General features: G+C 36.6%; 11 protein-coding genes. 5 read left to right on the top strand and 6 right to left on the bottom strand.

Annotated features, from left to right (window positions below):
- Positions 1-158 precede the first annotated feature (158 nt).
- The 6 genes from AY601_RS14465 to AY601_RS14440 form a co-directional block, all read right to left on the bottom strand.
- Complete coding sequence (locus AY601_RS14465) at positions 159-1520, bottom strand: TlpA family protein disulfide reductase (RefSeq protein ID WP_084359288.1); 1362 nt, start codon at positions 1518-1520, stop codon at positions 159-161.
- 72 nt (positions 1521-1592) lie between these two features.
- Positions 1593-2969, bottom strand: coding sequence for a RagB/SusD family nutrient uptake outer membrane protein (locus AY601_RS14460; RefSeq protein WP_068402308.1), 1377 nt, complete (start codon positions 2967-2969; stop codon positions 1593-1595).
- 17 nt (positions 2970-2986) lie between these two features.
- Complete coding sequence (locus AY601_RS14455) at positions 2987-6454, bottom strand: SusC/RagA family TonB-linked outer membrane protein (RefSeq protein WP_198163533.1); 3468 nt, start codon at positions 6452-6454, stop codon at positions 2987-2989.
- 266 nt (positions 6455-6720) lie between these two features.
- Complete coding sequence (locus AY601_RS14450) at positions 6721-7995, bottom strand: FecR family protein (RefSeq protein WP_068402303.1); 1275 nt, start codon at positions 7993-7995, stop codon at positions 6721-6723.
- A 79-nt stretch (positions 7996-8074) separates the two neighbouring features.
- The gene (locus AY601_RS14445) at positions 8075-8641 is read right to left on the bottom strand and encodes an RNA polymerase sigma factor (protein WP_068402301.1); all 567 of its coding nucleotides are present in this window, start codon (positions 8639-8641) and stop codon (positions 8075-8077) included.
- 304 nt (positions 8642-8945) lie between these two features.
- Positions 8946-9509 (bottom strand): hypothetical protein, encoded by a 564-nt coding sequence (locus tag AY601_RS14440; protein WP_068402299.1) that lies wholly within the window; start codon positions 9507-9509, stop codon positions 8946-8948.
- A gap of 279 nt (positions 9510-9788) precedes the next feature.
- Between AY601_RS14440 and AY601_RS14435 the strand changes: the two genes are divergently transcribed.
- The 5 genes from AY601_RS14435 (at position 9789) to AY601_RS14415 (ending at position 14658) form a co-directional block, all read left to right on the top strand.
- Positions 9789-11063, top strand: coding sequence for a hypothetical protein (locus tag AY601_RS14435; RefSeq protein ID WP_068402297.1), 1275 nt, complete (start codon positions 9789-9791; stop codon positions 11061-11063).
- A gap of 574 nt (positions 11064-11637) precedes the next feature.
- On the top strand, positions 11638-12801 hold the full coding sequence (locus AY601_RS14430; protein WP_157287936.1) for a hypothetical protein: 1164 nt from the start codon (positions 11638-11640) through the stop codon (positions 12799-12801).
- A 142-nt stretch (positions 12802-12943) separates the two neighbouring features.
- Positions 12944-13222 carry a hypothetical protein gene (locus tag AY601_RS14425; RefSeq protein WP_068402293.1) on the top strand — a complete coding sequence of 93 codons (279 nt, stop codon included), beginning with the start codon at positions 12944-12946 and terminating at the stop codon, positions 13220-13222.
- A gap of 338 nt (positions 13223-13560) precedes the next feature.
- Positions 13561-13836: a hypothetical protein gene (locus AY601_RS14420; RefSeq protein WP_068402291.1), complete on the top strand. Its 276-nt coding sequence runs from the start codon at positions 13561-13563 to the stop codon at positions 13834-13836.
- A gap of 21 nt (positions 13837-13857) precedes the next feature.
- The gene (locus AY601_RS14415; RefSeq protein ID WP_068402289.1) at positions 13858-14658 is read left to right on the top strand and encodes a hypothetical protein; all 801 of its coding nucleotides are present in this window, start codon (positions 13858-13860) and stop codon (positions 14656-14658) included.
- The last annotated feature ends 11 nt before the right edge of the window (positions 14659-14669 follow it).

Below are 14669 nucleotides of genomic sequence, written 5' to 3'. Positions count from 1 at the left end.
AGGTTTGCCAGATGGCAAACCTCCGATAATTTTTTGCTCACCTGTATTATGAAAGTGGGTATAAATTTATCTTTTCCATCTCTTTGTTTCTATTACCTTAAAGTTTTCCATCATTTCTATTGAATTTATTAGTTAGCAGCCATTAGTTTTTAAATAGCTTAAAGGTTGTCTTTGATAACTAAAATATTTCTTTTTCTCTTTGCTTCCTCTATTTTTAGGTCGTATTTTTCAAGTTCTTTATTTACACCAGAAATATCAGGTAAACTTGCAAGAATTGTTAAATCTACTTTTCCATTGTAGCCTGTTTCATCAATTAAAAAAAGTGGAGTTCTTTGAGTAAAGTTCAATCTGTAGAAGAGGTTTCCGATTGTTATATTATTTAGATGATACCCAAACCGATCTAAGTCGATGTTCGCTTTCCCACCTTTGCTTTTTATCTTGTCTATACTGGAAGTTCGTTTTAGTATAAGGCAGTTTTCATCTCTATTTTCAATAGAGGCAGAATATTGCCTGAAATACCTAGAGAGATCTTGTTGCATAATTTTATTACTTTCCCTCATATTTGACATTGGAACAATAAGTTCGTAACAAAAGCCATTGCCGGCTTTTAACCAATCACGATAAGCCTTGCCACTCAACGATGATGTTAATTTTGAAACATCATCAACCTCCATTACTGTATTCATTTCGTTGAATACTGCTCCCTTTTCAGAAAATGCTACTTGATATAGCCAAGCTAAATTTGCATTTCTAATGGATATCTTTCGTCCATTTAGGCTATCCAATGTGAAATCTCCGGCTAGTTCCAAGCCTTCTATGTACCTAGTTAGAGTGGAGTGGTAAAGTAAACCAGTTCCGTCACCACCATTACCATTAATTAGGAAAGGCTTATTTTTATCATAAGCAATTTTAAAATCACTTTTTTTAGTCATTTCAGCACTACCTGAAACCATCTTTCTTATATTATCTTCTGTGACTTCTTTTCCTTCTGTGATGGCTTTGACTTCTCCATTTTGGTCAACCCAAACATAATGTGGCAAAGTTGTGTGAGGAAACAACTTATGCAGTTCTTTATCTCCAAACACGACAGGCAGGTCATAATGCTTTTTTTGTTGCTTTTCAAACTTATGTAGGAAAGGTAGAGCTTCTTTCTCACTTTGATAGGTTGCAGAAAGGAACTGAATCTTATTGCCAAAAGCCTTTTGCAAGCTGTCCATTTTGGGGATCATGGCCACACAGGGACTGCACCAGGTGGCCCAAAAGTCAATAATGAGCAGTTTGTCTTTGAAATCTGAAATCTTTGCCGTTTTTGTCTTGTAGTTATGAATGTTGGTAATGATTATATCTGGAACCTGTTGGCTAATCTGTATACCTTTAGTTGTTATATCAATGGCTTTGTTTTCTTGTGCAAATATGCCAAGACTTCCATTCAGCATTATAACTAGGCAGAAGAATAAGTGCTTAATTATTTCACGAAAGTGTAATAGGTTATGACGACTTTTATAGTTGGTTACCTTCATAAAAAATATAGTGATTATTAGTTCGTTTTTACAACTGCATTGATCTTTTTAACAATTTTGACTATTAATTTCTTAGCGTGGGTTCTGTTCAATTCCGCTAGAATTTATCTCATCATTTGGAATAGGGAAAGTATATCTTTTACTATTTGGTTCTAATATATAATTCGAAGAATTTAGTGTTCTCTTTAAAGTAACGGCATAATTTGGGTCCTTATTTAAACGCCTCAAATCTACCCAACGAATACCTCTGTTTAATAATCCTTTTCTTCTTTCAGCTAATATAATCTTTACGCCTTCTTTCAACTCTGTTGCTTTAAACTCAGGAAAAGCAACCGTATTCTTCCATCGTTTTTTCATCAACGTATTAAGATCATCCATCGCTTCCGTTAATTTATTATCTCTGGCAAAACATTCCGCTCTGGTTAGATACATTTCATCGGTTGCAGGTCCTCCAAAAGATGTAGCCGAAGCAAGGTAACTACCCTTAAAACTAAAATTTCCATTTCCGCGATTTGCAAAAAAACATGTTTTACGCAAATCGTTATCGGAATATAAATTATATAATACCGGGTTTACGTAAGTTGTGGTTGAAGAACTATAGGAATAACCATTTAAAGAGATTACAAGTGGGACTTCAACATTGGAATTAATATTTGCATTAGGCATTGGACGGGCCGCACTTGCATTAAGTGTATTGTAATCTATTAATTCTCTATTGATTTGGAGATAAGATGTAGCGAATTGAGAAGCCTTGACATAATTTCCCATTACTAAAAAAACCCTAGAAAGATAACCAAAAACAGCTGACTTGTTGGGGCGATTAGGAGCCGAACCTTTTTCAGGAAGAAGTAATGCTGCTTCTTGAAAATCCTGCAAAATTCTATCATAAGTTTGCTGTAAGGTACCTCGGCCTGAAATAATATTTACATCGGAAGTTAATCGGATAGGTAATCCCAATTCTGATGATGCTGTTTTTTCATCATATTGTTCAACAAATAATTGTGCTAAATGATATAAGGCCAAAGCTCTGAAAAACAAAGCACTTCCTTCTATTCTATCAAATTCTTGAATGTTAGCAGCATTTCGGTCTAACTTTTTTAACCCATCTAAAATGACATTTGAATAAAAGATAGCCTGGTAAGGAGTATTCCAGTCCTTAGTCGAGGAACCTTCAAAAATATCAACATTCCATAAGTAACTATTGCGTTCTGGCGCTTCAAGTGTTAGCAGATTGGCATCAATTCTATAAAAGTCATCGCTAGCTATATTACTTAATCCAGTAACCATATTCATAACATCAGGATAATCTAGTAGTGCCTGGAAATCCGCCAAGGTAGTAGGAATAAGTAATGCCTTATTTGGTTTTTTTTCAAGAAAATCCTTTTTACATGATTGTAGACCCACTATAATCATGACTAAACAAGTAAAAATTAATATTTTTCTTTTCATAATCTTCTGAATAAAAATTAAAAATCTATTTTAATGCCTGCCGCATACGTTCTAACAGGTGGTAAGGAATAACGTGTTTGAAAATCTGGATCTAAATTTGATTTTGCCGCTTTCCATATAATTCCAAGATTATTCGCATAGATATAAAGCTGTACATGTGAAAAAGGCAACTTTGGCAATACATCTTTAAACAAATCATAACTGATATTGACATCCTGAAAGCGTATTTGATCTCCCTTTTCAACAAGAGTTGATGAATAGGCGAAAAAAGTATTCCGATTAGCGTTAGTTGAAACAGGTAGGGATGGAATTTGAGTGGAAGACTCATCACCGGGTTTTTGCCACCGGAGATAATAATCTGAATGGCCACCATTTCCATTAAGGATGTTATCAAAATTTATGGATTCTCTTCTAACATAATACCCAAAACGATAACTAATGTTGGCTGAAATTGAAAAGGATTTATACCGAAAAGTATTACGGACTGCTCCATAGATAGTCGGGCGCGCGGGACCATGATAAACCAAATTCTCTGATGTTGCGGCTGCAATTATTCCCGAATAATCGGTACTTGCTTCACCATTTAGATACCCTTGTGGATCTCCAGTTGATGCATTTAGGCCCACTGATCGAAAGCTATAAATTGCAAAAAGAGGTCTGCCTTCTGTAGGCACATTGCTGTAAGAGTTTAAATAGTTATAGATATTTGTACTTTTTGCTAAATAGCGGGTAACTTTATCATCTATATAACTAAACAGAAAGTCAGTATTCCATTTAATTTTCCTGTTGATGTTTTTAGTGCTAATATTAACATCAATACCCTGACCCTTCGTATTTGCCGTATTACCAGTAAATGTGCTGATACCAGTTTGAGGCGCATAAGGAGTATTTCCAATCAAATCTATGCCTCGTTTAAGAAAATACTCTAATGTTCCTTTCAGAACGTCATTTTTTGTGCCAAAATCAATCCCAATGTTAGTGACTTGCACACGCTCCCAACGTAACTCAGAATTAGGCGGGTTTTGAATGATTGCATAAGGTAATCTATATGAGTTATCGCCAAAATAATTGGCTGTTGTATAAGCCGACAAATTCTTGTTGATATTTCCGTTATATCCATAAGTCAATTTTAATTTTAAGTATGGTAACCAACTTGCTTTATAAAAATCTTCACTGGCAAAATCCCAACTAAGTCCAGCAGAATAAAGTGGAACACCTTTTTGGTTTGTATTAACTCCAAATAGATTGCTTCTGTCTATACGTCCACTAGCCGAAATTGTGTACTTATTATTATATGTGTACGAAGCGTTTGCATAGTAAGATAAGAAACGATCACTAATGTCAGACAGGCCGTCTCTGTTGGGAATTTTCAAGTATGCAATTGATGGATTAACAAATGAAGTAAAGTTGCTAGTATAATTCACTGGTAAACTGGATGCATGTTCATCATCATAACCATAAAAACGATAGGAATTTGTTAGGATGTGTTTATCAGATAACTCAGTACCCAATATCGCAGTTAAGACATGCTGCATGCCCCAGTTTTTATCATAGTTTGCTTGAGCACGAACATTATGGCTGGTTACATCCATATTATTTACATCAAGGATGCCACCTAAAGGTATTGGTCTAGTTAGTGAACCATCAACATTTGCAATTGTATATGAGTTAATTAGGTCTCTAGCGTAATAGGTGTTTTCTGATTGATTATTTCTTCCTGAACTAATATTTCTTCCATATTGGTAATATAAACCTAAAGTCAATTCTGGAACGATTTTATAACTTATGTTACTATTTATGCGGTAATCAGATACTTTTGTTTTGTTATTTGCAAATTCTAGTTCATCTAAGGGTTTGTATTCCCAATTCAGTAATCCCTTACTACCAATATTATCAGTGAAGCTTTCACGGTAGTCAAAAGCAATAGGAAGAGGATTACCACTATTATCAGCTAATCTTGCATAGGGATATAGCTTATTATATGCTGTTGTATTTAATCCTTGGTTATTGTTCTGGTTACTACTGGATTCAGTATAATAAATTTGGGAAGTTATGGACAGCTGGTTTTTAAGTAAGCTAAATGTATTATTTGCATTTAATGTAATACGGCCAAAATCATTCCCCTTTAATGCTGCCAAATTCTTGTCAAATCCAGCTGAAATAAAATAACGCTGATATTGGCTACCCCCATTGAGGTTTAATGAATATTGTTGATTGACGTTTTGCCGATAAAGATAACGCTCATAATCATTGCGGACATCAAAATCCTTTAGCGATTCAATTTTAGCGTCTGCCAAACTTTCAGATATTTTGCCATCGCGTTTGGCAATTAGTAGTTCTACAACAGGGGTCAATGAGGTTTTATTATCAGAAGCCTCGCGGCTAGCATAAAAACCCTTAGCAAAAAGTTCCTTTTCAATATCTATATAAGTTGATGGACTTATACTTGGTAAGTAATACAAATCGGGTTTATTGCCAACTGTGAAATTAGAGTTTAAAGACACTTTTGGAACCCCATTAAATCGTCCTCTTTTGGTAGTTATTACAATTACGCCATTTCCAGCTTTTGATCCCCATATCGATGCAGCCGCTGCATCTTTAAGAATGGTAATTGATTCAACGTCATTTGGATTAATGTTTTTGATATCACCTTCATACGGGAAGTTGTCGATGACAATTAACGGATCAGTACGTGATGAAATTGTGCTTTGACCACGAATACTAATCTGTGTCTGATTGTTAAAGTTCGTTCCAACTGTATTGAAAGTCAAGCCTGGTACAACATCAGCTAACCTTGAAATGATATCTGTACTTACTGATCTATTAAGTAAATTGTTATCAATCTGTACGAATGAACCTGTTGCTCTTTCTTTGGGTAAGGTTTGGTAACCCGTACTAACAATTACGTTAACCTCATCTAATTCACCAGTTGCTATAGTAAGCTGTATATTGCCCAATTCTTTAGCGGCAGGTATTTCTTTACTTTCATAGCCAAGGTAGCTAATTACCAGCAAAGCCTTGTCATCTACGTTTTGCAGGTAAAACTCACCTTTTGCATTAGTAATTATGCTATTTGTAGTTCCTTTTACTTTGATTGTTGCTCCTGGTAGGGGGGATCCCTCTGAATCCACTACAGTGCCGCGAACGTCTATGTTGCTGAAACTGTTGATTATTTTCTCTAAGTAGGAATCTTCTTTTTTTCTGATAATTACCGATTTATTTCTGATCGAAAAGTCTAGATCTTGACCAGCCAGCATATTTTTAACGGCCTCTTCAAGCGGTACATTATAGAGATTAAGCACAATTGGTTTTGCTTTTTTGATTAACTCCAATTTATAGAGCACAATGTACCCTGTTTGTTTACGGATTTCTTCAAAAGCCTGTTTGAGAGGGATATTGGTCCCTTTAAGTGTGACTAGTTGCGCAGAGGTGGATGCACTTACCTGCATCAATAGGGTTGTCATGATGACAATAATTAATTTCATAATACGCAACATGTTTTTAGATGCGACATATGGAATATTGCATCTAAATAGATGAATAAATTTCATAAATTTGGGTTTGGTCGAGTTGCGACAGCCTTCAGATCGTCGAAAATTTTCAGGCTGTCGGGTTAAACATTAAATAATTCCCTTGGGATGATCGATCAAAACATTTTAATCAGGTTCCGGTTTGCCGGGATCTGATTCTTTACTGGTAAAGTAAAGGATGGTTTAACAAAATGGTTTGACTTAGGCATAATATGGTAAATCTATTTCATAACGATTATCGTCCTCCTTTCAATTTTAAAATGTAAGCCCCCTGTTAATTCTAAATTCTCTAGTACTTTTGAGATGTTATCATACCTCGACACCCCACCGCCATATAGTTCATGCTGATCAACATTCTGAAACACAACCTCTACATCATACCATCTTGATACTTTACGCATAATGCTACCCAAAGATTCCTCTTCAAAAAGAAAATCCCCATCTTTCCAGGCAATTACATTTTTCACATTAACGGATTTCACCGTAATGTTATTAGCGGTTGCGGTAGATTGCTGACCTGGCTTTAAAATTTTGGCGAAACCATCGCTGTTCACCTTGATTGAGCCTTCTTCCAGTGTTGTGGTAATAGCGGGTTCATCTGCATAGCTATTGATATTGAAGTGGGTACCCAGCACTTCAACCTGCTGTTTACCAGTTTCTACAATAAATGGATGGGCTTTGTTTTTTGCAATCTGAAAATAAGCTTCACCGGTTAAAGTAGCCTTACGCACACCGGCTCTATTTAGTGGTGCGGTATAAGTTAAACTGGATGCTGCGTTAAGCCATACCTTTGATCCATCAGGTAATTTTACCTGGTAGGTTCCCCCGCGGGGCGTGCTTAAAGTAAAGTTTTGCATTTTACCACCTCCCCCTTCGGGTACTCCTCCTTCAAAAGGAGGAGAGCTTGCAGAGAGCCTACCTGCAAAGCGCCTACCTGCATCATACCAATTTGCACCTGAACGATCGGCACCCTGCAACTCCCCGCCTGCTAAGGAGGAGTGCCCAACGGGCGGGGTGGTAGATGTAGTATTAACCAGACTACCATCATCGTATCTCAGGTTTGAAGCATCAATTACCACCCCGGTCTTGGTGTCGCTCAGGTTGATGGTTTTGCCACTAGACAAGGTTAGAGTGGCAGTGTTTTTGCCGGGCTTTATATCTTTTTGATGTACGATTTGCGAATTACGGTTTACGATTGGCCTACCGGTAAAAAACCAGATGCCAAATACAATTGCTGCTATCGCAGCGGCTGCTGCCGCCCATTGTTTTAATCGTACTGTTCTGCGGAGCTGAGGTTTCAGTAACTGCGCAGCTGGGAGCTTTGACCAAATCCTTTTGCCTGTCTCTAAAAGCGCCTCGTTGTTGATATCTCCAGGATCAGCTGATAAAGAAGCGAAATGATACACTTGCACTAGCTGTTGCATTTCTTCAGGGCTGCATTTGCCCTGATGGTATTTATCAAGTAGTTGCTGGGTTCTTTTGTCTAATTTATCCATGTATAGCAATAATCCTAATGGGGATTATTATGTGGATAACGATTAGCTCTACACCAGGATGCAGATTTAAATAAAAAAATTAAAATAAATTGAACAGCAAACTGCTAAGCTTATTTTTTAGGATGATTAACGCGTTGCTAACCTGTCTTTTTACTGTTTTAGCTGAGATGCTGAGTTCTTCTGAGATTTGTTGATGGGTTTTGTGTTCCTTACGGCTTTTTACGAATACCTCCCGCATTTTTTTTGGCAAATGCTGGATTTCTGCTTCAATCCTATCGGCCAGTTCCTTTTCCATCAGGTAACCATCAGGCAATGGCGAAGGCTGGTCAAATAGCTCGGTTACCTGTGATAGGTATTTAGCCTCTATTTTAAAATGCTTGATCAGGTCAAGTACACGGTTACGCGTGGCTTTATATAAAAAAGCACCCAATGGGGGATTTATTCCAGCATCCCTTCCTTTAATCCAAAGCGTGGTAAATACTTCTTGCACCACATCTTCGGCTCCCTGGTCGTTACCGAGCAACCCCCTTGCATGCCGGTAAAGCTGCTGCCAGTACCGCTCGTATATCAGCTCATAAGCGCGTAGCTCTCCTTGCTGGAATGCCAGCAACAATTCATCGTCACTTAAAGGTACAGCTTGTGCCATATTCAGTTAATTTACGGATAAGTTTGCTTATTATACTATAATCTGGATGAGATCCGGATTATGAAATTCCGTCAATATTAACAAATAATTACGGTTTTATAAGCTTGGTTTGCCAAATGTTGTGTAATTCGTTGAGAAAAATCAACAGTTGTGTGATTTTGGCTACAGGTTAATTTGCTTTGATCGGTTCTATGCAGAAATGGAGGATACCATCTGGCAAACCTCCATTATATTAACAGTTATTTGAATATTTACTTCAAATCAGGACGCTGATAAAAAAAAGAATAGAAAATTTGAAATCTTTTTAGCGCGCCTTTTTAACGCTATAGTAATACTTTTTATCAATTCTGAGCATTTGTGCTAAGTGTTCATCAGTCATTACCTTTTCCAATTCAGGGTTATTCTTTTTAAAATATTCTAACCGGTTCTTCGCATTGGGAATGCGTAACATTAATTCTCTTTTACGGCCATCTAAAAGATTTCCTTCATAAATTTCTAAAAGCATCTTATAGAGATTTAGATCTTCCTTAGCCAGCTTTTCTGCCCTCATAAGATTTAATACGTAAGCTTGTGTAGGTTTCAAAAACTCGATGGTTTCGGATGTACCTTTTTGCGAAAGGAAGCCATTGCTTGGGATTAAAAAGCCATTTTCAAGCATCCAAAGTGTATAACTGTCCTCTTTAAATTCAACTGATCCTCTAACCAGCCCACTTGAAATATAATATAGCATTGGCACAGATTGCCAGGTGCCATTCCCAAACATCCATCCCTTTTTAAACTCTGTTTTGATGAAGAGTGTCTTTAGCAGATCTACAGTACTTTTTGTGGCCGAATTAAGCGATTCTAGTTTCGTTATTAGAGCATCCATGTTAAATGATCGTTAATTATTTGGCAATTAACAAACATTTAATTGAAAAAATACCTGACACAATCTTTTTTCAAAAGTGTCATACTGTAAAAATATGTGGCTTTATAGTGCCTTAAAGGATGATTTTACCTGACAAAAATAAATTTTCAATTTTTCCACATTTTTGTGATATTTACTAATACAATAACAATGTCATACCAAATATTTAAGGCTGGTCTACATTGTCTGGTTTGGTACAGATGTCTAACGCTTAAGAAAACACTGTGAAAGGAAACTGTTTTGCAAAAATTAATCTCACAACTAAAAAGTTTTACCGAAATTTTAGGTGAACTTAAAAATCTCAATTTTGCAAAAGGCATTGATGAAAACCACGCAACAATATTCAGAACGAATTGGAGCACTTTTCGAGAAAGCCTTGAAGAGCAAATAGAAGAACAAGATACATCCGATAAGCTCTCTATCTTCATAAAGGGCCTGCAAAAGAATTTGACTACATTTTCCAACGATATTTTTGCTTTATTCAAAAAGAATGAAACGACAGATTGTGCTTCTTTGCTGAAAAATATAAAACTGTTTAGGGAAATTGGGCCAGAAACAATCGAAATTTTAGATTACTTACAAAATATTCATTCAGAATACTTTGACCTGACTGCTGATATTTCACTTTGGAAAATATATACCAATGAAGCAGCACGAAACCAAAGTAACTTGATCATTTGGAATTTACAGCAAAATAATGTTGACTATAGCCTTATTGAAATTATCACAGATTACCTAGGGCTTCTTTATGACACCAGTAACCCAAAGATAAAAGATTGGCATCAATTTAATTATATGGTCAACCTTGCGAACGAACTGAGTTCACTTATCAATTTGCCAAAGGAAGGAGATAATACTTTAAAAATCATAAAGTTGCTTATAGGATATGATTTCAACCCGCTTGCATTTTATGAGTTCATGCTAGAATATTCAGCAAAGGTTGCGTCTCAAAATATGCCTTATGAAGATCAGGAGCTAGAACTTCTTGCTTTACTGAAAACAATTGAGAATATTCGACCTGAATGTAAACATGGGTATAATAAAGATGTAATGCCAATTGGCGAGTCAATAAGTGGCTCTATTAGGAGAGAATTGGAAACTATTGAACGGATGAGAGCTGTTCATTTTCCCAATTACCAAAACACAAAGAATGGTGTAATTCCTAACTTTTATTTTGAGATCAATGCAACACTAGAGGAACTTTTCTTTCTGATTAGGATTATGCTTGAATCGCATGTAATAAAAACCAAGTTTAAATCTAACCTCTACACCTTTACAGAAAGGCACATTAGAACTGCGCGTACAAAAAAACCATCTCCTCAATATATGAGAAATATATTTGGGCCTAAAAATGATGTTCCTGAAAGGATCGTAAAAAGAATACGGTTTTCGCTAGTTCTACTTATAAATTTTATTGATACAAACTTCAAGGATCAACTTAAAGTATGGACATTAGGATTTATAGCTATTTTGTTTCAAGAAGATCTAATAAACCTTTGCTCTTTAGTAGCCTAACTAACTCATTGAACCAGTCGTAACAAAAGTTCTCCATTTTCAGAACTTTTCCCCATCCCAAATCAGTTATTTCTTTAATTGTATAAAAACCCATTTGCTTGGATTTTTCCTTGAAGTACTCACTTACTTCAAGTCCACTTATTGGTAGGTATATAAAATTTATATCGTCGTCCATAATTTAAAAAAGCGTGTGCAATTAGACGTATCCGTACAAGAGGCCCGACTTAGAACCTATCCACAGGAAGAGCTAACCGCCACGCGATGATGTGATTGATCAGTCCATTCATCTCCCTTGTGTCTTTTTGAAGTTTAGTCGGTTTCTTGTACCAAGGTTAAATAGCTGTCGCTAATATATTTTCGTTTGTAATTTCTTTTACATCATAATGCTAATGTAAGTATACTGTTTCAGAAAAAAAACAATAAATAGTGTCAGGTAAATACTGGGTTAAAATGACCAATAACATGTATTATGGGCAAATATGACACTTTTCGCATGTCACCTAATACACTTTTTTTATATAGTTGAGCTTTTCAACTTGGGAGAAATTAACATCTAAAACCCTGTACTATGAATTTGAAATTTAAAATCTCACAATGGGTGGATGAAGTCTTACATCCCAAAACATTAATTAAAAATGAAATCAACAAAGAAGACCTTGTAAAATTAGAAAATGGTTTTTTAAATCAGCTGAAAAATTACACAGAATGGGCTTTTAATGGAACAGTATTATCACGAAGGCATACTGCTGTACACCTTAGGTTATTGGTAAACCTAAGCAATACAATTTACGGGTACCTTTTCTGTTTAACATCAGCAAGTAAGCACAAGAAAACATCATCGGAGTTAAGGTTAATTTATTTGAATATACTTAATGCTTTAGAGAAAACAATTGCAGCGGTAGCACAATCCGAACCAAAAGTAGGATCAAAAATGCCCCTTACGCGTTACCATTATTCAGGTTTGAAAATGGAAATTAAAACAATTATCAAAAATAGTTTAAACATCTTAAAACGTTCTCCCATAGAAAAAAAATTATATGATCTGATTGAAAGGGAATTTTTTCTATTTATAAACAAAAAAGAAATCAATCAATATGAGATAGACTATACCTGGAACCTAAGCAGACAAATTGCTAATCTTGACTTAGCAGATACTTCAGACCTGATCGATATATTATTTATAAATGAATTTAACTCTAGGATTTTTTTTGATTTCTACAGCAACGAGCTAAATTCTAAGCTCAAAGATATCCCAAATCTGCACGATCAACTGTTAACCATTATTGCAGAACAGGATAGGTTTAATGGATTGGCTGGAAGTACAATAAAAATGTATCCTTGTCATGCCTCAACTTATGATCATTTTAAAACTTTCCTTGCTAATAAAGAACGACATCTTAAGCAACTAATCAATTTACGTAGAGTTGTTAGCCAGGATGAGCAGTTTTCTAAATCGACCCATCGTTTAAAAATATTTTTATCTGTAGCTCAACTTGGGCTATTTATCCGTTTGTTCGTTGAAAAGGGACTTTTGGCTAAAGAGAATATTGGAGACCAGTTTACTTTTTTTGCTTCCCATTTTTCTACACCGCAAGCACCGTTTATATCGGCAGAAAGCCTCAGAAAAAAATCTACAGATGTAGAGTTTGCGACAGCACAAAAACTAAAAACACATCTAATCGGAATGCTCAATTGGCTGAACGAAAATTATAACCTTTCTAACTATAAAGGTTCTTAAAAGGCTTTTTATAATTAAAGTACATCAAATCCCAGACAGGGGGTGACCGTTTTTCAGTCACCCCCTGTCCCTGTTTTTGCCCTCCTCTAAATTCTTGCTTTGTCTCGGAAATGATAGTTAAACCAACATTAAAGGAACTCTTATGAAGCTGAAAGACCTGGTTATCCTGTTAAAAAATGCTACCGAGCAAGGCGCTTCAAACGCCTTAATGCAAAGCGGGCATTTACAGACCCAGGTCAGCAAGGCCGAAGCTTACAGGCTTTTTGGCCGTGGCAATGTGGATCGTTGGATCAGCGAAAAACTGATCTGTCCGACCCATTGTCCAGAAAGATCTTCCCGAAAATACTTGGACCGGACAAAACTGGAAGCAATAGCTGCATCCAGCAACCGGATCACCTACCTGCCTGTGGCAGAGCGGTAAACTTCTTCTTTTCCGAAAGGTCTTTGACGTACAGGGATGAAGCATTAACCCGCCTAAGAACCGGGAAATTTTGCGAAGGTGAGGTTAGGTATTCGTTGATTTTTTCTGGCAAACATAACCAGAGAAAAACAGCGGATCAAGCACCAAATCTGAAAACGCATTGGCAGGCCGAGGGAATTATCGTGCATAATTCCCAAGTGGCCCGTGTCGTAGGACACGACGCTAGTAGTCCCGATTTTTCAAACCGGCAAAGCGAATTACAACGGGTTCGTTCCCCGTTGCCGGTTCTCTTAGGGATATTTTATGCCCTTTTCTATCGCTCATAAAACTTTCTATTTATGAATATTCTATTAACTGATCACCAGCTCAGCATTCTGTTACGTGATGCCGCGGAAATGGGCGCCAAGCTCGCCCTTGCCAGGACCGGAAAAATTAAGCAGTACATGAATAAGTCTGAGGCATACCGGATTTATGGAAGGGCAAATATCGAACATTGGATTGATCAGGGACTACTTACCCGCAGAAAGGACGGCAATTATTCGGCAGCTTGGCGTATTGACCGTATCGAAGCCGAAACAATCCGAAAATCGCTTGACGCTCTACTCTATATCTGAAACCATTCCAATCAATAAACTATGAAAACTTCATTCTTAAGTGCGGGTTCCATTAAGGAACAGGTCACACTAAGCAGGCTTATAGCTTGCCTCGGCTACAAACCGACCAAAAGCAATGGCGACGAGCAGTTGTATCTTAATGTTTTAAGAACTGACGAAGCTAAACCTACATTTCTTGTAAACACCCAATTGGATGTTTGGTACGACCGCTCAACAAAGAAAAGCGGTAACATTATTGACTTTGGTTTGGCCTATTGGCCAGAACTTAATTCGGACCAGATATCAGAGAAGATTAGCCAGCTATTCACAACTTATCCGCAACTGTCTGCTTCAACAAACTTACAGCCCGTTGGTAGAAAAAGACGAGCGATAAAAATCCCGTTTTATCATATTCAGGAAACAAGACCAGTAGGTTGCAATACTGAAATAACAGACTATTTGAAATCAGAAGGTTTATGGGAGATGACCATCGGCCATCTTAAAGAAGTTTATTATTATGTCGTGGATGAAAAACACCGACGTAAGGATTTTTTCGCCGCTGGCTGGCAAAATGAAAATGGAGGATGGGAAGTGATTAGTAAGAATTTCTCCGGCAGCCTCGGTCGTAAAGGCATGACTTTTATTCCAGGCAAAGAAAACAGTCTGGCACTGTTTGATGACTATCTTAATTATCTCAGCTGGAAATATAAAAACAAGTTACCTGGTCCCAGCATATTGATTTTGAACTCTCCAGAGTTTTCAATTGCTGCAAAAAAAAGGGCTGAAAAATTCAAGAATGTAGTTCTTATTATGAACGAAAGTTTTAAAGTAAACAATCCCTAACCAATTTGTAT

Origin of the sequence: Pedobacter cryoconitis (assembly GCF_001590605.1) — a bacterium.
GTDB classification, from domain to species: Bacteria; Bacteroidota; Bacteroidia; order Sphingobacteriales; family Sphingobacteriaceae; genus Pedobacter; species Pedobacter cryoconitis_A.
Note: the sequence above shows the minus strand (reverse complement) of the source record. Positions and strands in the feature narration are given on the sequence as shown.

What these genes read in the sequence shown, in the direction of transcription:
- AY601_RS14425 (WP_068402293.1), top strand. Translation starts at nt 12,944, where the DNA reads ATGAAGCTGAAAGACCTGGTTATCCTGTTAAAAAATGCTACCGAGCAA.
- AY601_RS14415 (WP_068402289.1), top strand. Translation starts at nt 13,858, where the DNA reads ATGAAAACTTCATTCTTAAGTGCGGGTTCCATTAAGGAACAGGTCACA.
- AY601_RS14420 (WP_068402291.1), top strand. Translation starts at nt 13,561, where the DNA reads ATGAATATTCTATTAACTGATCACCAGCTCAGCATTCTGTTACGTGAT.
- AY601_RS14450 (WP_068402303.1), bottom strand. Translation starts at nt 7,995, where the DNA reads ATGGATAAATTAGACAAAAGAACCCAGCAACTACTTGATAAATACCAT.
- AY601_RS14445 (WP_068402301.1), bottom strand. Translation starts at nt 8,641, where the DNA reads ATGGCACAAGCTGTACCTTTAAGTGACGATGAATTGTTGCTGGCATTC.
- AY601_RS14465 (WP_084359288.1), bottom strand. Translation starts at nt 1,520, where the DNA reads ATGAAGGTAACCAACTATAAAAGTCGTCATAACCTATTACACTTTCGT.
- AY601_RS14440 (WP_068402299.1), bottom strand. Translation starts at nt 9,509, where the DNA reads ATGGATGCTCTAATAACGAAACTAGAATCGCTTAATTCGGCCACAAAA.
- AY601_RS14455 (WP_198163533.1), bottom strand. Translation starts at nt 6,454, where the DNA reads ATGAAATTAATTATTGTCATCATGACAACCCTATTGATGCAGGTAAGT.
- AY601_RS14460 (WP_068402308.1), bottom strand. Translation starts at nt 2,969, where the DNA reads ATGAAAAGAAAAATATTAATTTTTACTTGTTTAGTCATGATTATAGTG.